18 protein-coding genes are annotated in these 18,164 nt (G+C 73.0%); 4 read left to right on the top strand and 14 right to left on the bottom strand.

Going from position 1 to position 18,164, the window contains the following annotated elements:
• Positions 1 to 331: 331 nt before the first annotated feature.
• Positions 332 to 1,330 (bottom strand): tetratricopeptide repeat protein, encoded by a 999-nt coding sequence (locus tag Pen02_RS32250; protein WP_203869937.1) that lies wholly within the window; start codon positions 1,328 to 1,330, stop codon positions 332 to 334.
• 443 nt (positions 1,331 to 1,773) lie between these two features.
• Here Pen02_RS32250 and Pen02_RS32245 point away from each other — a divergent pair, with 443 nt between their 5' ends.
• Positions 1,774 to 2,409 (top strand): RNA polymerase sigma factor, encoded by a 636-nt coding sequence (locus Pen02_RS32245; RefSeq protein WP_203869936.1) that lies wholly within the window; start codon positions 1,774 to 1,776, stop codon positions 2,407 to 2,409.
• An 11-nt stretch (positions 2,410 to 2,420) separates the two neighbouring features.
• Positions 2,421 to 3,323 carry a hypothetical protein gene (locus Pen02_RS32240; RefSeq protein ID WP_203869935.1) on the top strand — a complete coding sequence of 301 codons (903 nt, stop codon included), beginning with the start codon at positions 2,421 to 2,423 and terminating at the stop codon, positions 3,321 to 3,323.
• 109 nt (positions 3,324 to 3,432) lie between these two features.
• On the opposite strand, the gene Pen02_RS32235 is transcribed toward Pen02_RS32240, so the two are convergent.
• The 4 genes from Pen02_RS32235 to Pen02_RS32220 form a co-directional block, all read right to left on the bottom strand.
• Positions 3,433 to 4,389 (bottom strand): ADP-ribosylglycohydrolase family protein, encoded by a 957-nt coding sequence (locus Pen02_RS32235; RefSeq protein WP_203869934.1) that lies wholly within the window; start codon positions 4,387 to 4,389, stop codon positions 3,433 to 3,435.
• Between the two features lie 73 nt (positions 4,390 to 4,462).
• The gene (locus Pen02_RS32230; RefSeq protein ID WP_203869933.1) at positions 4,463 to 5,539 is read right to left on the bottom strand and encodes a questin oxidase family protein; all 1,077 of its coding nucleotides are present in this window, start codon (positions 5,537 to 5,539) and stop codon (positions 4,463 to 4,465) included.
• A 145-nt stretch (positions 5,540 to 5,684) separates the two neighbouring features.
• Positions 5,685 to 6,332 (bottom strand): hypothetical protein, encoded by a 648-nt coding sequence (locus Pen02_RS32225; RefSeq protein ID WP_203869932.1) that lies wholly within the window; start codon positions 6,330 to 6,332, stop codon positions 5,685 to 5,687.
• Between the two features lie 109 nt (positions 6,333 to 6,441).
• A complete protein-coding gene (locus tag Pen02_RS32220; protein WP_239141657.1) occupies positions 6,442 to 7,311 on the bottom strand; it encodes a class I SAM-dependent methyltransferase in 870 nt (289 codons plus the stop codon).
• A gap of 262 nt (positions 7,312 to 7,573) precedes the next feature.
• Here Pen02_RS32220 and Pen02_RS32215 point away from each other — a divergent pair, with 262 nt between their 5' ends.
• Positions 7,574 to 7,810: a hypothetical protein gene (locus Pen02_RS32215; RefSeq protein ID WP_203869931.1), complete on the top strand. Its 237-nt coding sequence runs from the start codon at positions 7,574 to 7,576 to the stop codon at positions 7,808 to 7,810.
• Between the two features lie 107 nt (positions 7,811 to 7,917).
• On the opposite strand, the gene Pen02_RS32210 is transcribed toward Pen02_RS32215, so the two are convergent.
• Positions 7,918 to 10,275: a HelD family protein gene (locus Pen02_RS32210; RefSeq protein WP_239141655.1), complete on the bottom strand. Its 2,358-nt coding sequence runs from the start codon at positions 10,273 to 10,275 to the stop codon at positions 7,918 to 7,920.
• Between the two features lie 98 nt (positions 10,276 to 10,373).
• Here Pen02_RS32210 and Pen02_RS32205 point away from each other — a divergent pair, with 98 nt between their 5' ends.
• Positions 10,374 to 11,033 carry a TetR/AcrR family transcriptional regulator gene (locus Pen02_RS32205; protein WP_203869930.1) on the top strand — a complete coding sequence of 220 codons (660 nt, stop codon included), beginning with the start codon at positions 10,374 to 10,376 and terminating at the stop codon, positions 11,031 to 11,033.
• Between the two features lie 71 nt (positions 11,034 to 11,104).
• Here Pen02_RS32205 and Pen02_RS32200 read toward each other — a convergent pair whose 3' ends face one another.
• The 8 genes from Pen02_RS32200 to Pen02_RS32160 all read right to left on the bottom strand — a co-directional run bounded on the left by Pen02_RS32200 (position 11,105) and on the right by Pen02_RS32160 (position 18,160).
• The gene (locus tag Pen02_RS32200) at positions 11,105 to 11,938 is read right to left on the bottom strand and encodes an IclR family transcriptional regulator (protein ID WP_239141653.1); all 834 of its coding nucleotides are present in this window, start codon (positions 11,936 to 11,938) and stop codon (positions 11,105 to 11,107) included.
• A 93-nt stretch (positions 11,939 to 12,031) separates the two neighbouring features.
• On the bottom strand, positions 12,032 to 13,045 hold the full coding sequence (locus Pen02_RS32195) for a PDR/VanB family oxidoreductase (protein WP_203869928.1): 1,014 nt from the start codon (positions 13,043 to 13,045) through the stop codon (positions 12,032 to 12,034).
• A 117-nt stretch (positions 13,046 to 13,162) separates the two neighbouring features.
• Positions 13,163 to 13,426 (bottom strand): hypothetical protein, encoded by a 264-nt coding sequence (locus Pen02_RS32190; protein WP_203869927.1) that lies wholly within the window; start codon positions 13,424 to 13,426, stop codon positions 13,163 to 13,165.
• A complete protein-coding gene (locus tag Pen02_RS32185; RefSeq protein ID WP_203869926.1) occupies positions 13,423 to 14,475 on the bottom strand; it encodes an aromatic ring-hydroxylating dioxygenase subunit alpha in 1,053 nt (350 codons plus the stop codon). Before Pen02_RS32185 ends, Pen02_RS32190 begins: the two co-directional genes overlap by 4 nt.
• Positions 14,476 to 14,618: 143 nt before the next feature.
• A complete protein-coding gene (locus Pen02_RS32180; RefSeq protein WP_275413630.1) occupies positions 14,619 to 15,869 on the bottom strand; it encodes an FAD-dependent oxidoreductase in 1,251 nt (416 codons plus the stop codon).
• Positions 15,870 to 16,023: 154 nt separating this feature from the next.
• Positions 16,024 to 17,151: a hypothetical protein gene (locus Pen02_RS32175; protein WP_203869924.1), complete on the bottom strand. Its 1,128-nt coding sequence runs from the start codon at positions 17,149 to 17,151 to the stop codon at positions 16,024 to 16,026.
• 11 nt (positions 17,152 to 17,162) lie between these two features.
• Positions 17,163 to 17,705, bottom strand: coding sequence for a UGSC family (seleno)protein (locus Pen02_RS43255; protein WP_443678489.1), 543 nt, complete (start codon positions 17,703 to 17,705; stop codon positions 17,163 to 17,165).
• Positions 17,702 to 18,160 carry an aconitase X swivel domain-containing protein gene (locus Pen02_RS32160; RefSeq protein WP_203869921.1) on the bottom strand — a complete coding sequence of 153 codons (459 nt, stop codon included), beginning with the start codon at positions 18,158 to 18,160 and terminating at the stop codon, positions 17,702 to 17,704. The genes Pen02_RS43255 and Pen02_RS32160 overlap by 4 nt, the downstream gene beginning before the upstream one ends.
• Positions 18,161 to 18,164 lie beyond the last annotated feature (4 nt).

Raw genomic sequence — 18,164 nt, 5'->3', positions numbered from 1 at the left:
CGAACTCACGATGGCGCCGCCACCCGGGGCTCGTCCTCGGAGTTTCACGGGTGCCTGAGACGACAGTGATCGACGCCGGGTGGGACGGTGGCAGGCACCCTGCTGTTCGACCGGGCAGCGGACGACGCTATTGCCGGACCCCGTCCGAGCTGGAACATTAATTCTCACGATCAGCCGGAGTAACAGAAACGACGATCTCGACAAGGTCCGATAATCGCCCGAGGCGGTCCCGGGGAAGAAGGTCGGCAATGTTTCGACCGCGTTTCTGTCACCGAACCCGGTGGAATGCGCGCCGTCGGATCGCTCCGCCGACCAACCGGCGCGGCGACCGTTACTGCGGCTGCTCGTGCCGTCGGGCGAACGCGATGTCCCGCCACGTGACGAACCGCCCCGCCGGATCACTGCCGCTGGAGTAGTACCACGGCCACTCGGTGACGTTGTCGCCGATCGCGTCGAAGACGGCAGCCGCCGCCGGATAGTCCTCGGCGAACGAGAAGGCGAGCGCGAACGAGTTGTACGAGCTGGGCCACCCCGGCCGGCGCCGGTGCTCCGGGTGCCAGATCGACTGCTCGGCTGCGGCCCGCAGTTCGGCGCGTACCTGCGGACTCATGATGTACGGGTCCTTCTCCTCGCTCGGCAGGTCGAGCCAGTGCTCGATGTGTGCCACCACGACCAACTCGTGCAGCAGGCTGCCGGCCGGCGCCTTCGCGGCGGCGGTACGCGCGAAGTCGAACATCTCCTCCGTGCTGCCGAACCACTTGTTGCAGAGGAACTGGAGCATCTGCTGGTGTGCGACGAGGTGCGTCGGATGCCGGCGTACCACCTGGGCGAAGCGGTGCATGGCCTCCTCCCGGCCGACCTGCCGGCCCCGCGCCGCGGTCACCAGGAAGGACCACGCGGTCGTGTCGTCGGGGTCGCGTTCGGTCACCTCGTCGAGGCAGTTCTCGGCCATCCGCAGTCGGTCGAAGAAGCCCTGGAACTGGCTCCGGCTGGTCTGGGAGGCCCGGGCGCCACCGCGCGCCTCCCACGCCCAGTAGACGGCGTGGCAGCCGCGTACCAGCGTCGGCAGGGTGGACTGCGGCTCGGCGGCGATCCACTCCTCGATCCAGTCCTGCACCCCGTCGACGTCCGCGCAGACACCCAGGTAGAACGCCCGGTCGTCGGGGTGCTCGACGGAGTTCAGGAAGTCCCGGGCGGCGCCCCAGTTCCGCTGTTCGAGCGCGGCGCGCAACCGGGCCGCGCCCGGGTCACCCTTGGCCTTGTCGATCTGCGGTGCGGTGCCGGCCGTGGGCACGGGCCCCGCTGCCTGCTTCTTCCGGAACGGCCACATCACCGTCTCCCCTCCCCCGTTGTCGACGCGTCCCCGCCGTCGAAGCGCAGAGGTTACCGGGCCGCCTGACCAGCAGGCCACAGGGGTTGCCCGACGACGCCGAAGCCCGGCACCACCGAGCGTTCGGCCGGTGCGTCGGCTGGTCTCCGCCACGGCACTACCGGGACAGCGCCGGACAGTGGAATCGTGTTACCCCAACTCGCCGTGCCGGTGGGCGGAGATATCTCACTCGCTCTGATCGATCCACGACTTGCCCGCCGGCTCCACCGCACCTAGCGTAGGGCGGCGATCACGTGGACGGGGGACGGACCGGTGCGGATCGGGATTCGACGACAACGCACGGTACGGTCCGGCGCTGCGGGATGGGCTCCGGCTCCCCGTCGGCACGTCCGGACGGCACCCCGGACAGACGGGGCCGGAGCGGCCCGTAGCGGAGCCGGACCGTGCTGAACGAGTTGACCGATCTGGTCCGGTCCGCACAGGACGGGGACGAGGAGGCGTTCCGCCTGCTCTTCCGGGAGCTGCAACCCGGGCTGCTGCGCTACCTGACCGTGCTGGTCGGGGCGGATGCCGAGGACGTCGCGTCGGAAGCCTGGCTCCAGATCGCCCGCGACCTGAACAACTTCGCCGGCGGGCCCGGCTTCCGGGCCTGGGCCACCCGGGTCGCCCGTAACCGGGCGCTGGACCACCTGCGGCACCAGCGCCGCCGCCCGACCGTACCGGTGCCGGTCGAGGCGCTGTCGGAACTGCCGGCGACCGAGGACACCGCCGAGAGCGCCAGCGAGGGACTGGGCACCGACACCGCGGTCGCGCTGATCGCCACGTTGCCGCGTACCGAGGCGGAGGCGGTGCTGCTGCGTACCGTGATCGGGCTGGACGCCGAGAGCACCGCCCGGGTACTGGGCAAACGCCCCGGCGCGGTACGCACCGCCGCGCATCGTGGACTTCGCCGGCTGGCCCGGATCCTGGCGCAGGACGAGCGGGGCGACCCGGCGCGGAACGGGGAGGCACCGACGATCGGCCCGCTGGCCGGCGTACGGTCCGGCGGGGACGTCGAGGCGGGACGGGGACGGCGTTGAACAGCATGTGGATGGCATCCCACCGAAGGGGCGGACTCGATCCGGACGCGGCCGAGCGGCTGCTCGACGCCGCCGCCGGGCGGGACACCGGCACCGGGCAGCCGCACCGTGACCCGAGCGACCCGGTCGCCGAACTGCTCACCGCCGCCTCGGCACCGGCCCGCGCGGCGGAACTCGCCGGTGAGGAGGCGGCGCTTCAGGCGTTCCGTACCGCGCGGGCGGCGCGGCTCGCGGCCGGCGGGACGTACCCGGAAATGGTGCGCGAGGCACGGGCGAAGGCCGGCGGAGCGGCCTCCCCGACGACGCCCGACGCGGTGACGGGACGGTCCCGTGGCGGTCGGCGCCGGCTGACGGTCGGCGCCGGTGGCTGGATCGCGGTCGTCCTCGCCACGCTGACCGCCGGGGCGGCACTGGCGACCGACATCCCCGCCCTGGACCCGGCGGATCCGCGCCGCGGCGCACCGGACAGCGGCAGCCGCACGCCGGTCCCGCCGACCACCGCGACAGCACCCACGATCACGACACCACCGACCGGTACGACGGCGCCGACCGGCGGGCCCACGGCGGCACCGCCCCCGAACCATTCGCCGCGCTCCCGGCAGGCCACCCCGCATCCCTCGGTCTACGGGCAGTGCCGGGCCTACCTGGCCAGGGGCGGCGCCGACAGCGACGCCCGGGCGAACCGGTCACCGTCGAAGGTGCTGCTGGAGGCGGCGGGCAGCCGGAGCGAGATCGAACGCTACTGCCGACTACTGCTGGCCATCGACAAGCCGAACCACTCCAACAAGTCCCGGAAGCCCGACGAGCCCGAGAAGGCGGCCGAGGAGAAGAACGCGGCCGAGGCCGAGCACGCGGCGGAGACCGACAGGGCAGCCGAGAACGGCACGCCCGACAGGAGCGGCAGGTCCGGCTAGCGGGGAGCGGGTACCCGCATTCCCCGGCCCGGACCGCCCGCCCGCTGCGGTCGATGGTGGTCGGCGCCGCAACCGTGACCGCGCCCCGGTCGGCCGGCGCGCCGCCCGGTCAACCGTTGCGATCCGCCGCCCGGCCGGCCCAGCTCGGCAGCGGCTCGCGGGCGGCCAGCCACGCGGCCGGCACGCCGGTCACGTCGGGACGGTCACCGAGCCCGGTGTACGTCGCCACCACGCCACCGACGATCGCGCCGGTGGTGTCGACGTCGCCACCGGCGGCCACGCAGGCCGTGATGGCCTTCGGATAGTCGTCGAGGTGGGTGGCGGCGACCCAGAGCGCGAAGGGGACGGTGTCCTGTGCGGTCACCCGCGAGCCGTTGCCCAGCTCGTACGCCGCCTCCTCGACGGTGACCGCCCGCCCGGCGAGCAGCCGACGGGCCCGCTCGACACCCCGGCGCACCTGACCGTCCACCAGGTACGGCTCCAGCCGGTCGAGGAACGCGGAGGCGGGCGGGCGTACCCCGGTGAGCCGGGCCTGCCCGGCGTACGCGGCGGCGACCGCGACCAGGATCGCCCCGGCGATCCCCTCCGGATGTGCGTGTGTCACCTCGGCGGACCGGATCGCCTGCTCGGCGGCGTGCCGGGGCCGGTCGGCGTGGTACGCACCGACCGGTGCCACCCGCATCGCCGCGCCGTTGCCACAGGAACCCTCGCCGCCGAACGCCTCGCGGGCCGCGTCCCGCCACGGCACACCGTCCCGGATCCGGTGCAGGATCACCACCGCACCCGCCCCGTAACCCCGGTACGGGTCGCAGCGCTCGGCGAACGCGACGGCGAGCCGGTCCTGCCCGATGTCGCCGTACCCGCCGAGTTCGGCGGCGACCGAGCAGGCCATGTGGGTGTCGTCGGTCCACTCCCACGGGCCGGCCGGCGGTCGACCCGCCGCCAACTCGGTCAGCGACCGGCCGACCATGAAGAACTGGGCACCGAGCGCGTCACCGACGGAGAGGCCGTGCAGGCTGTCGTGGCAGAGGTCGAGCCGGGCGGGCTCGTGCAGGACGAAGGACATCACCGCCGATCATGCCCCAGCCTGACACCGGGCCACCACCCGGTTGCCGACGACGGTCGGGACCGGGCGCCGATCAGGGTTCGGTCAGTGGGCGGATCGCCTCGGCGACCAGGCCGGGCAGTGTCGGGTCGCCGGTCCGGGCGTACGTGTCGGTCGCGGTGTCGACGAACTTGATCGCGTGTTCGTCGCCGGAGCGCACCGCACCGGCCCACGCCTCGTCGAACCGCCGGTCCCGACGTGGCGGCGCAACGGGGCGTGGCTCGGCCGGCGAGTAGGCGGCGGTGACCGCGGCCGTGGCGGCCCAGGCGGCGGCGAGGCTCGGCTGCCACAGCTCCGCCGGCAGCGCGGGCAGGGTACGCAGCACCGCGTTCGGCGCGGTCGCGGCGTGCACCAGCATGATCGGGCTGGCGTAGCCGTGGCTGGCATACCGGACGACGGCGGCGTCGACAATGGCCGCCAGCCGATCCGGCACGCTGTCGCCGCTGTCGCCGCTGTCGCCGCTATCGCCGCGGTCAACGTCGGTGGGGATGCCGGGAACGGCTCCGGCTGCCGCCGGCCACTCGGCGGATTCGGCGAGCTGGGCCAGCCGGGCCCGGATCCCGAACCGCTGGTCGGGAACCCTCGGCACCCGGTCGAGCGCGGTACGGGGATCGGTCGTCGGGTACGGCCCGGTGCCGGGCGCGGCGAGCGGCTGCCAGCGGGCGGACCAGTACGCCAGCCCCGCGCCGAGTTCGGCGACCCGGTCCGGTGTCTCCTGGTCGAGCAGCGCGCGTACGGCGTGCCCCACCCGGATAACCCCGTGGGTGGCTCCGGCGGCGATTCCGGGCAGCAGCCGTGGCCACCACCGCACCAGTACCGCACGCCAGGACTCGTCAGCCAACTCCCGGGCGAAGTAGTCCAGCCAGTCGCCGGCCCGGGTGGGGTCGCCGAGCGGGTCACGCCATTCCTCGACAGGTATCGCCGAGATTCCCCGGGGCCGGTCGGTCAACTTGTCCGCGTACCGGTCCAGCCAGCGGTGGACCTGTGCGCCGTAGCCGTGCCGGGCCAGGGCCTCCGCCGCCATCGGGGCGTGGTTGGACAGCCAGCCGTCGCGTTCGGGACCGGTAGACCGGAGCCGCTGGTACGCCTCGTCGATGGTGAAGTCTGCCATGCTCACCAGGTTGCAAGTTGAACCTCGCTTGAAGTCAACCCGCGAAAGTCCCAGGTCACAACGGCGAATCGCCCGTCAGCGCTGGCAGGAGCTTCGGCGACTCGTAGGACGTCAGCACTCGTGAAGTTTCGGCGCCCGTAGGGCTTCAGCGCTGGCAGGGCTTCAACGCGGTGTTGACCCGGCCCGAACGGTTGGAGCCGTCCTTGAACTTCGCCGTCGCGGTGACCGCGATCGTGCCGCCCGCCGCGTTGCGCGACTCGGCCCGGAACGGCCCCAGGCTGGCCAGCCAGGTCGACCGGTCGTTGCCGATGGTCCGCCCGGACCCGCTGCCGCTGAACGGCACCGGCGTGTTCACCTGGTAGCGGAACGACACCGAGGAGACGTTCGCAGCCGCGCCCACCCGGACCTGCACCAGGCCGAAACTGGGATTGCCGCAGCCCTCCTGGTGCAGTCCGGTGAAGTTCTGCGACTGGCCGAACCCGCCGGTCACCCGGACCGTCACCGTGGTCTGCTCCGCCATGGTGCGGGCCCGGCGGGTCGCCGGGGTGGTGGCCGCCGGTCGGGTGGTCCGGGCCGCCGTGGGCCGGGCCGTGGGGGTCAGGGTCGGCGTCGGGCCGACCTCGGTCGGGGTGGGCGCGACCGAGGAGGAGTCGGTGGTCGGCACCCCATCGGCCCATCGTGGACCTTCGCCACCGCCGCCGCCCGCGCAGGCCAGCAGCGGCAGGGCCGTCGCGCACGCCACGGCGAGCACGAGGTGTGATCGGGTACGCCGAAAGTTGAGGACAGTCACCATGATCCCGTCGGTCGTGTTAGCCCCATTTCGCGGCATCAGCCGGCCTTGACCGTAGTCCTATCCCTTCATGTCGCCAAATCCACACCGGAGAGCGGGACACGTCCACACGTCAGGCGCCTGTTGCCGACTCCGCCAACGGCCAGGGTCGCCACAGCACCAGACCGACCTCCCGGGTCCGTTCGGCGAAGCGCCCGCCGGGTGAGGCGGTACGCAGCAGCAGCCGCAGGTCCCGCTCGAACTCCGGGCGTCGGTCGGCGAAGAGGTGCGGCGCGGCGTACGACAGTGAGAAGACCGAGGCCACCACCTCGTCCTCGGTACGCTCCCGCACGGCACCGCCACCGACCTCCAGCCGGCGCGGACCGTGGTACCCGGCGGCGCGCATCACCTCCTCCTCCCCGCCCGGCGTGCCGCCCGGCAGTACGCCCCGGCCGGCCCGACGCACCGGCCCGAGATAGCGGGCCACCAGCGCGTCGATCCCGTCGTGCGGCGGACGGGGGTACGGCAGCGGATCGGCACCCTCCACGCCACGGTGCGTGGTGGCGCTCACGTGCACCCAGACCCCGTCAGCGCCGAGCATCGGGCGTACGGCGCGGGCCACCCGGGGACGGTCGAACCAGTGGAACGACTGCGCGAACGTGACGACGTCGAAGGTGCCGAGTCCGGCGGGCAGTTCCTCGGCACGTGACCGCTGCCAGTGCACGTTGCCGATCCCGGCCTGCCGGGCCGCCCGGTCCGCCTGGCGCAGCATGTCCCGGTCGGCGTCGATCCCGACGACGGTCGAGAAAAGGGGTGCCAGCAGCAGGGTCAGCGAGCCGGGTCCGCAGCCGACGTCGAGCAGCCGGCCGTTGCCGTCCAGCCCGAGTTCCGTCCGCAGGACGTCGGCGACGGTCGGCGGGTACGACATCCGGCCGACGGCGTAGTAGGCGGCGCTGCCGGCGTACAGCGTCTCGTCCCATCCGAAGGCGGCCCGGTCCGGCACCGGCCAACCCTAGCCCCGGTCGATTCTCCGGCCCAGCCCGGTCGGTTCTCCTGCCTAGCCCGGTCGGTTTCTCCGGCCGCAACGACGTCCCCGGGCGAGCGTCCGGATGCCGTAGGATCCGTCCCGTGACGGTCGGGTCGGCGCCACGGCGCCATCAGCGGACGGGTTACCCGATGATTCCGTGATCCGACCGCGGGCGCGCAGCCCGCCGCCCTCTCCCCCAGATCTCTGTCGGATCCGGGTGAGGAGAGGAGGTGATCACATGACTCGGACGAACACCCCTGCCGACTGGGACGACTTCCTGTTACGGCACACCGTCGGCGACGCCGTCGCGGTGACCGTCACCCGGACGCTGCCGTTCGGTGCCCTGGTCGAGACCGTCGAGGGTATTCCCGGCCTGCTCTGGAAGGCCGGCCCGGTGGACGTCGGCGCCCGGGTCGAGGCGCGCCTCGACGCGATCGACCCCGTCCAGCGACGGGTCAGTCTGGTCGGCGGGTAGCTTTGGCAGCCCCGCGCGGCTGTGCGTCCGACCGGTTCTCGGCGCACAGCCGCCCGACCTGCGACCGACCCTCCACCGGATCACGCGTCTCGGCCGGGCCGCACAGCTCAGCCGGGATCGCGCAGTTCCGCCGGGTCGCGCAGCTCGGCCGCATCGCGTAGTTCGGCCGGCAGGGCCCGGTGGTGCAGCACGTCCAGTCGGGACACCGCCCGGGTGAGCACCACGTAGAGGCGGTGCCGGCCGCGCGGCTCCGCCTCGACGATCTCGGCGGGCTCGACGACGATGACGTGGTCGTACTCGAGCCCCTTGGCCAGGGTCGCCGGCAGCAGGATGACCCGGACGTCCAGGTCGGCCGCGTCCGCCCGCGCGGCGGGGATGCCGGCGGACCGCAGCGCGCCGGCCAGCCGGGGCAGCGCGGCGTCGGCGGCCACCACCGCGACGGATCCGGGCTGGGACAGCGCGGACCGCACTGCCGCGCTGGTCGCGGCCGGCAGGTCGGCCGCCGCGCGGATCCGCACCGTTCCGTCGGTACGCACCGAGCGGGTCTCCGGAACCGCGACCCGCAACCCGGGCAGCAGCCGGTTGGCCAGCTTGAGCACGCCGGCCGGTACCCGGAACCCGGCGGTCAGCGGCACGATCGCGGCGTCGGGGCGGCCGAGGTGCGACAACTGGTCCCGCCAGTCCGACGCCGCCCACGGGGTGGTGCCCTGGGCGAGGTCACCGAGCACGGTCAGCGAACCGTGCCGGCTACGCCGGGCGATCACCCGGCACTCCATCGGCGACAGGTCCTGCGCCTCGTCCACCACGACGTGCCGGTAGCCGGCCGGATGGTCCAGCAGCCCGGCCAGCTCGTCGAGGAGTACCAGGTCGGCGGGGGACCACCTGGCGGTCCTGACCGACCGGGGCGGCCGGGGCCAGGCCAGCGCGGACTGCTCGGCGGGACCGAGCAGTCCGGCCGCCGCCCGGGCCAGCACGGCCGGGTCACCGAGCAGCCGGGCCAGCAGTTCCGCCGGCCGGGTCGCCGGCCAGACCTCGTCGAGGAAGGCGGTCACCGGACGGCACCGGGCCATCCTGCGCAGCCAGGCTCCGGCGGGCGTCTCCGTCCGGCTCTCGGCCCGACGTTGCAGCAGGCCGACGATGCGGGCGCGGAGCCGTTCCCGACCGATCGCGTACGGCGGCTCCTCGGCGCGTACCTCGGTGACGGCGCGACGGAGCCACTCCACCGGCAGTCGCCACCGGTACGAGCCGTCCGGCACCACCAGCGGTTCGGTCGGCCGGCTGATCTGTTCGTGGAGCGCCCGACGCAGCACCGTGGCCATCCGCGGGTCGTGCTTGACGGTCGCCGTGTCGGTGTCGTCCTCGGCGCTGACCGGGTGCTCCGGCAGCAGTTCGGCGAGGGTGTGCTGGGCGACGTCGACCTCGCCGAGCGCGGGCAGTACGGCGGAGATGTAGCGCAGGAACGCAGCGTTCGGCCCGACGACGAGTACGCCGCCCCGGCGCAGCCGTTGCCGGTGCGTGTAGAGCAGGTACGCCGCCCGGTGCAGCCCGACGGCGGTCTTGCCGGTGCCCGGCCCACCCTGCACGCAGACGGACCGGTCGAGGTCGGCCCGTACCAGGTCGTCCTGCTCGGGCTGGATGGTGGCGACGATGTCCCGCATCGGTCCCACCCGGGGACGCTCGATCTCGGCGGCGACGAGCCGGCTCGCCGCCGTCACCGCGATGTCGTCCGCACGCTCCGCCCCACCGCCCGGCGACTCGACCGAGCCAGCACCGCCGAGCCGATCGGTCGCGCTGGTGCCGCCGAGCCGATCCAACGCGCCAACACCGCCGAGCGACTCGACCGAGCCAGCACCGCCGAGCCGATCCGTCCCGCCAACACCGCCGAGTTGATCGGCCGGGCCGGCGCCGCCGAGTCGTTCGTCCTCGAAGCCGGTGAGTTCGGCGGGATGCCGGCCGGTCCAGCCGTACCGGCGGCGTTCCCGGAGTCCGAGCGGGTCGCGGGCGCTGGCCCGGTAGAAGACGCGGGAGATCGGTGCCCGCCAGTCGATCACCAACGGCTGGCCGGACCCGTCGGGGACGTGCCGCCGGCCGAGGTAGTAGCACTCGCCCCGGTGCTCGCCGGCCGCCGGGGCGTCGTCGAACCACAACCGACCGAAGTAGACCGGTCCGTCCGGCTCCTCGGCCAGTTCCTTGGCATGGCTCTTGAGCATCCGGCCGAGCGTCTCGGCGGTGTACCGGTCTCCGGCGACGGTCTCGCCGGTGGCCACCCGTACCCGGGCGGTGGCCAGCATCCGGGCCAGTTCCGCCCGTACGGCGGCCAGCCGGGCCTGCTCTTCGGCGAGGGTGGCCGCCGGTCGGCCACCGGTCCCGGCCCGCTGCCCGGCCGAGGAGTCGGGCCGGTCCGAGACCTCCGGCCGGGTCGAGCGGCCGGATTCGGCGGGGCGGGCTGGAGTCGGCAGGACCATGATCGGCTCTCCACGTCGCTGAGCGAATTCTTAACTCGGTAAAGAGTACAACCAAGTCAACAAGTTAACCCGGTCCCGGAAGTGTTAGGCTGATCAACATGGCGGAGCGGCAGGGCCTACGGGAACGGAAGCGACAGCGCACTCACGACGCGCTGTCGGCGGCGGCGATCTCGCTCTTCCTCCGGCACGGCTACGACCGGGTGTCGGTGGCCGACGTGGCCGCCGCCGCCGAGGTCTCCAAGCCCACCCTGTTCAAGTACTTTCCGAGCAAGGAGGACCTGGTCCTGCACCGGATCGCCGACCACCGCGCCGAGGCGGCCCGGGTGGTCCGGCAGCGGGACCCGGACGAGGCTCCGCTCGGCGCGCTGCACCGGCACTTCCGGGCCGGGCTGGACCGGCGGGACCCGGTGACCGGGCTCAACGACCATCCGGAGGTTCTCGCGTACCACGGGATGGTCTTCGACACGCCCAGCCTGTCGGCCCGGGTAGCCCGGTACGCGGCGGACGACGAGGAGGCCCTGGCCGAGGCGCTCACCGAGGCGTCCCCGCCGACCGACAGGCTCGGCGCCCGGCTCGCCGCGAGTCAGATCGTGGCGGTCCAACGGGTGCTCGCCCGGGAGAACTGGCACCGGCTGCGCCAGGGACGAACCGCCGACCAACTGCACCCGGAGGCCGTGGCCGCCGCCGACCAGGCGTTTCGGCAACTCGCCACCGGGCTCGCCGCCTACGCCGCCCCGGCCCCACCCGACCGCCGCTGACCGACACACCTGGCCCGGGCGCCGCAGAGCCTGAGACCGGATGCCTGGCCGGGGTACCGGGTCGGTGGTGGTTACTCCGGGCCGGGGTCCCGGCGGGGCGGCCGGGCGGCCGGGAGCGCGGGAGCACGCAGTGCCCGGGAGATGCCCCGGGCGGCGGCCCGGACCACCGGGATCAGTCCGGCGCGCTGCGGACGGGGTGCCCGGACGACGATCGACACGGCGGCCACCACGTCGCCGGTCGGGCCGTACACCGGGGCACCGATCGACAGCGCGTCCATGGTCACCTGCCGGTCGCTGATCGCGATCCCGGTACGCCGCACCTCGGCGAGCACCCGGCGCAGTTCACGGGCGGACGTGATGGTCCGTTCGGTGAACCGTTGCAACGGCGCGTCGAGCACGGCTTCCTGTACGTCGGTCGGGGCGTGCGCCAGCAGCACCAGCCCGACACCGGTCGGCGGCATCGCGAACCGTCCGCCGACCCGGGTCAGCACCGGCACCGCGCTGTGCCCGGCGATCCGCTCGACGTACACCACCTCGAAGCCCTCCCGGACGGCGAGTTGGACGTTCTCCTGCGTCACCTGGAACAGGTCCTCCAGGAACGGCAGCGCCGCCTCGCGGAGCCCGAGCCCGCGCGGTGCGAGCGAGGCGATCTCCCACAGCCGCAGCCCGATGTGGTAGCGCCCGTCCGCGTCCCGCTCCACCGCGCCCCAGCCGGCGAGGTCGTTGACCAGTCGATGGGTGGTGGTGAGCGGCAGCCCGGCCCGGGCGGCCAGCTCGGTCAGGGTCAGCTCGCGGCGGTCCGGGGTGAACGCCTCCAGCAGACGCAGGGCGCGTACCGTCACCGATCCCGTCCCCGACGGCGTCCCGTCCGGCACCGCCACCCCCAGCCCGCTCAGCCCCGCCACCACCAGCATATTTGCCGGCCGGACCGGCCGGAACGCCGCGCCCGGTCGCGCGACGAGGGGGCGGCCGGGTGACCCGCTCCTACTTCTTCACCGTCAGAGGTCGAGCAGCAGTTTCGGGGTACGGGACCGGGAGACGCAGATCATCATCGTGTCGTTGGCCGCCTGCTCCTCGTCGGTCAGCAGCGAGTCGCGGTGCTCCGGGGTGCCGCCGAGTACGGCGGTCTCGCAGGTGCCGCAGGTCCCCTCCTGGCACGAGGAGAGCACCGGGATCCCGGCCTCCTCCACGACCTGGAGGATGGACCGGTCCGGTGGCACCGTCAGGGTCCGGCCGGACCGGGCGAGTTCCACCTCGAACGACTCCCGGCGGACCGGTTCGTCGAAGGTCTTCGGCGCGAACCGCTCGACCCGGAGCGTGCCGGCGGGCCACTGCCGGCAGTTGTCCTGTACCGCGCCGAGCAGCGGTTCCGGGCCGCAGCAGTAGACGAGTCGGTCCGGGTCGGGGTCGGCGAGCAGGGTCGGCAGGTCGAGCAGCCCGGTCTCGTCCTGCGGCTGGATCGAGACCCGGTCGCCGTACCGCTGCCGCAGTTCGGTGCGGAACGCCATCGAGGCCCGGGACCGGCCGCCGTAGACGAGCCGCCAGTCGGCACCGGCCGCCTCCGCCGCCGCCAGCATCGGCACGATCGGGGTGATCCCGATGCCGCCGGCGATGAAGAGGTACCGCTTCGCGGGCAGCAACGCGAAGGAGTTGCGGGGACCCCGGACGCGTACCGTCGCACCGACCGGCAACTCGTCGTGCACGTACGCCGAGCCACCCCGACCGGCGGTTTCGCGCAGCACCGCGACCCGCAGCTCGGTGCGGTCCGCCGGGTCGCCGCAGAGCGAGTACTGCCGGACGAGGTCGGGTCGGAGCAGCAGGTCGACGTGGGCGCCGGGTTCCCAGGACGGCAGCGCCGCTCCGGCCGGATGCCGCAGGGTGAGTACGACGACGCCGTCCGCCGCCACGGTCTTCGCGGTCAGCAGCAGGTCCTGTTCGCCCTCGCCGCCGGCCGGCGCGCTCGCACCGCCGGAGGATCTGGTCCGGTACTCGTCATCGGGGTTGCTGGACATCGTTCGGCCATTCGGTTCGGGGGTGGGGCGTTTCCGGGTGAGGGCCTCGGGCGGAGACGTGGGGCGTTTCCGAGGAAGGATCTCGGGCGGGGGCGCGGGGTGTTTCCGGGGAAGACCTCAGGCGGGAACGGGTTGGCGGTCCCGGACGGTCCCGGACGGTGGGTCGGCCGGCTCGGGCTCCGTCGGGCCGGTCCCGCCGTGGCTGTCCGGGTGCGCCAGCAGCCAGGCCCACAGCTCGATCGGGTCCTCGGCGTCGTACGACGTACCGCAGAAGCAGAAGCCGCGCAGCCGGTCGGTGCCGAGTACCCAGTCGACCCGGTAGACCCGGGGACCGGTCAGCATCCGGCCGGGCGGCTCCGGCGGACCGCTCCGCCCGGTCACGACGTCACCGCGCCCTCCGGCCGACTCCGCTCGGCCATCCGCTTGAGGATGCGACGGGCCGCCAGGCCACCGGTGTCGATGTTGATGCTCAGCTCCTGGTAGCCGTCGGCCTCCTTGACGAGTACCTGTTCGAGCAGGTTGAGCGCGGTCACGTCCTGCATCACCACCGTGTGGTTGTTGCTGTGCAGGAACCGGCTGACCTCCTCGTCGTCGAGCGCGAAGTCCCGTGCCACGGCCCAGAAGTCGTACGTGGTGTTCTCGGTGGACGGGGTGATCGCGTACACCACCTCGACGTGGAACGCCTGGTCGTCCGGGCCCTCGGCCGGCGGGTAGACGCCCTGCGGCGCGATCCGGCTGTGCAGCAGGTAGAGGCACGGCGGGTGGTACTCGATGTCCTGCCAGCGGGTGATCCGGCCCTCGATCCCGGTCGACTTGGCGTAGAACGGCGGGCAGGCGGCGTCGTCCATGTGCCGGCTGACGTAGACGATCCCGGAGTCCTCGTCGACCTCGGTCTGGATCGGCGTCTCGGCCACCTCCGGGGTGCCGATGTAACCGCCGTGCAGGTAGGTCTCGTGGGAGAGGTCCATCAGGTTGTCGACCAGCAGCATGTAGCGGGCGTTCAACGGCTCCATACCGGAAACCGTGGTGTAGTTCGGGTCGGCCAGCCAGGGCGCCCGGGGAATCAGCGCCGGATCCGCCTTGGCCCGGTCGCCGATCCACACCCAGACGAACGAGTCCTGCTCGACCACCGGGTACGCCGCGACCCGCGCCGTACGCGGGATCCGCTGCTGGCCGGGGACGAAGACACAGGAGCCGCCGCTGTCGTAGGTGAAGCCGTGGTAGCCGCAGACGATCGTGTCGCCGTCGAGCCGGCTCTCCGAGAGCGGGAAGCGACGGTGCACGCACCGGTCGGCCAGCCCGACCGCCTCGCCGTCCCCGGTGCGGTAGAAGACGATCGGCTCGCCGAGGATCGTCCGGCCGAGCAGTTCCCGCCCGACCTCCCTGCTGTATGCGGCGACATACCACTGGTCGCGTACGAAAGCCGTCATGGCGACTCCTTGGAGAAGCGGCTGATCTTCTCCTCGGAGCATGTCGAGCGGCCGGTCGACCGGGAAGTAGACCTTCCGGATAGCGGAAGGGCGACTGCGCCGGGCCGCTCGGCGTCGCACTGTCGCGTCCGGCGCCGGGCGGGCTACCCGTCCGAGTTGACCGGTGCCGCTGGCTGGCGGGCGAACGGCGGCGCGTGCTCGGGGCGGAAGCCGACGCCGATCAGGTAGGCCGGGCCGTGGGAGACGACCGGGACGCGCCGCAGCAGGGCCAGCACCGGCCGGGGCGGGCCGGCCCGCCGCCCGGCCAGGATCGGCACGACCAAGTTCTGGTGCAGGAACTGCTGCAACCGCTGCACCAGGATGGTCGGCAGCAGTCGCCGGGACCGGACGGCGGCCAACTCGGCCTCGGTCACCGTGCCGCGCCGCAGCGGCTCGGCGAGCAGGGTCGCGGCGGCGACGGCGTCCTGCACGGCGAGGTTGATCCCGACCCCGCCGATCGGGGACATCGCGTGCGCCGCGTCGCCCAGGCAGAGCAGGCCGGGCACGTGCCAGCGGTCCAGCCGGTTCAGGCGTACGTCGAGGTGCTTGACGTCGTCCATCGAGGCGATCGTGTCGACCCGGTCGGCGAAGCCGGGTGCGAGGTCCGCGACGTCTCGGCGGAAGTGTTCGATGCCCCGGGCCCGTAGTTCGGCGTCGCTGCCCTTGCGGGCGATGTAGGCGATCTGGAGGTAGCCCTCCCGGGGGATCACCACCGCGAACCGGTTCTGCCCGACCCGGGGTGTGAGCCCGGCCGGGTCGTCCTGCGGGTCGCGGGGCAGCCGGAACCACCAGGCGTCGATCGGTACCGGGAACTCCCGGACCGGCAGGTCGGCCTGTGCCCGGGCGATCGACCAGCGGCCGTCGCAGGCCACCACCAGTTCGGCGCGCAGCTCGGCGGTCTCGCCGTCCGGTCCCCGGTAGCGCACGCCCCGGACCCGGCCGTCCTCCCGGAGCAGCTCGGTCACCTCGGCGCGCATCCGCAGCGTGAAGGTCGGCTCGGCGGCACCCGCCTCGGCGAGCAGGTTGAGCAGGTCCCACTGCGGCACCATCGCGATGTACGGATGCGGGGTCCTCAACCGGCGGAAGTCGGCGATGACGATCTGCCGGCCGTCGGAGGTCGGGAAGGCGATCTCGTCCACCCGGCTCTGCGGCAGCCGGGCGAACCGCTCGCCGAGGCCGAGTTCGTCGAGGAGTCGCAGGGTCGACGGGTGCACGGTGTCGCCCCGGAAGTCGCGGAGGAAGTCGCCGTGTTTCTCCAGCACCGTCACGTCGACGCCGGCTCGGGCCAGCAGCAGTCCCAGCACCATTCCGGCCGGTCCGCCGCCGATTACGACGCAACTCGTACGCTCGCCCACCGCGATCACCTTATTCATCGCTCGATGAATTACGTCTCGACGGTACGCCCCGGACAACGAAGATCGCAACTGCCCGTCGCGGGTACGACAGCACCACGTCCGGCGGGCCGGACCCGTTCCCGGGACAGCCGTCACCGGCCGCCCCGGGCCACCGTCAGCGGTGTTCGACGGGTACGACGCAGGGCCGGTCGCCCCGGGGACCGAAGGTCTCCACCACGGCGGAGACTCCCGAGTTCGACGCACCGGCGACCACCACCAGCACCGTCTCCGGTGAGCGCAGCACGTGCGCCCGGCCGGCACCGACCGTCGAGTCGGGATCGGACTCCGCCTCGCGGTCCGGGACCGCGTCCGGATGGTCGACCGGTACCCGCCAGCGGGACTTCCGGGACACGCTCCCCTTGCCCACCCGGTCCAGGTCGGCCCGGCTGCGCACCGCCTCGGCGTACACGAACTCGCGGATCCGGGGCTTGTCCCAGCCGGCCCCGGCGAGCAGCCGGGCGTGCTCCGGACCGAGTACCAGGCAGGCACTGATCGTCTCGTGCAGCAACGCGCCGGTCCGGGCCACCGTGTCGGCGAAGTCCCGGAGCAACTGTTCCGGTACGCCGGTGTGCCGAGCCTCGACGTGCACCACCGAACGGATCGTCATCGCGGTCACCGTGCTCTCCCCGGCCGCGAAGCCGTACTCGGCGGGCAGCGGCGCCCAGGGACTCTCCTCCTCGTTCTCCGCGATGCAGAGGGTGTACTTCGCCGGGGTGCCCTGGGTTGCCTGGTCGAGTTCCCGGGGCCGCAGGCCGAACGCGTTCAGCGCGGTGAGCCGGAGCGCCCGGCCGATCGTCGCGTTCGCCCGGAAGCCCGGCCCGAAGACGTTCCCCCGGCCGTTCAGCCCGATCCGCTCCCGGACCGGCCCGTTCACCACCAGCATCGGCGCGGTACCCGTGGTGCTCTGCCAGATCCCCTTCGCCAGGTAGCCCTCGGCGGCCAGCGAGTCCCAGGCCGCCAGCACCACCGGGAAGTACTCCGGGCGGCAGCCGGCCATCGCCGCGTTCAGCGCGGCGAGCCGTACGGTGCAGTGCCGGTTGAGGTGCGGCATCGCGAAGACGACGTCGTCCGGACCACGATCGGTCTGGGCCAGGAACCGGTCGAGCAGCGCCTGGTCGCACGGGACCACGGGCAGCCCGTCCGTCCAGCCGCGTTCGTAGCAGTACTCGATCGCGTCCTGCACGGCGGCGGGGTCCGGCACCCGGCCGCCGTCGGACCCGACCGGCACACCGGTCGTCGTCACTCCTCCACCCGTCACTCCTCCACCCCCAGGATCGCCAGGATGCGCGGCGTCATCTCGACCACCCGCTGCCGGACCTCCGCCAGGGTCAGGCTGGCGACCGGGTGCGGAGTCAGCAGGTACTGGAAACCGGGGAAGCCGTAGGCCTTCGCCATGGCATCGGCCGGAATCCGGAACGGCTCGGTGCAGATTGAGACCGCTGGAATGCCGTTACGTTCCAGCAGAATCCCGTCGGCCAAACTGGCCGCGCTGCACGAGCCTCAATCGCCGATGGCCGCGACGGCGAAGTCGCACTCCTGCACGATCCGCTCGGTCAGCGTCTGGTCCACCGGCGTGCCGAAGTACGACTTGGTGTACATCACCACCTCGCGCACGCCGTACCGCTCGCGCAGGTGGTCGCCGATCTCGGCGAGCAGCACCGACCCGTTCGGCTTGCCGTTGTCCAGCAGGCCCAGTTTCGCGCCCCGCAGGCTGCCCAGCCGGGGCGCCAGGGTGGTGTCCGCGCCCTTCTCGGCGTCGCCGGTCGGGTCGAGGATCACCCCCGCCCAGTCGGTCATGACTGCCCTCCTGTCCTGGTCACCACGGCTCCTCCCCTGGTCACCACGACGAGGCCGTTGTCGGCGTCGACGCGTACCCAGTCGCCGGTCTCGATCACGTCGAGCGGGTCCTGGTCCAGGTCGGTGACTGCCGGTACCCGGGTCACCACCACGCCTAGCGCGATCTTCGTGTTCATGTAGTTGAAGATCATCGCCTTCGGTGCCGAACCGGCCAGCCGGGACATGTGGAACATGCCGGACCAGCCGGAGGAGCCCTTCGCAGCCGGGAAGACCAGGACGCGGTCCCGGAACGACTGGCCGGCCAACTCGTGCCGGGACTCGATGATCCGGCCACCGGTCGGCTCGATGCCGCCCCAGCCGGAGATGCTGTCCCGGGTCACCAGCGCCTCGCCCTCGGTCACCCCGCCGACCAGGCCCCGCCCGCGCAGCGTGATGGTGGTGCCGGCCGCCGTCATCGCA

The sequence above is a fragment of the Plantactinospora endophytica genome, assembly GCF_016862915.1.
Lineage (GTDB): Bacteria > Actinomycetota > Actinomycetes > Mycobacteriales > Micromonosporaceae > Plantactinospora > Plantactinospora endophytica.
Note: the sequence above shows the minus strand (reverse complement) of the source record. Positions and strands in the feature narration are given on the sequence as shown.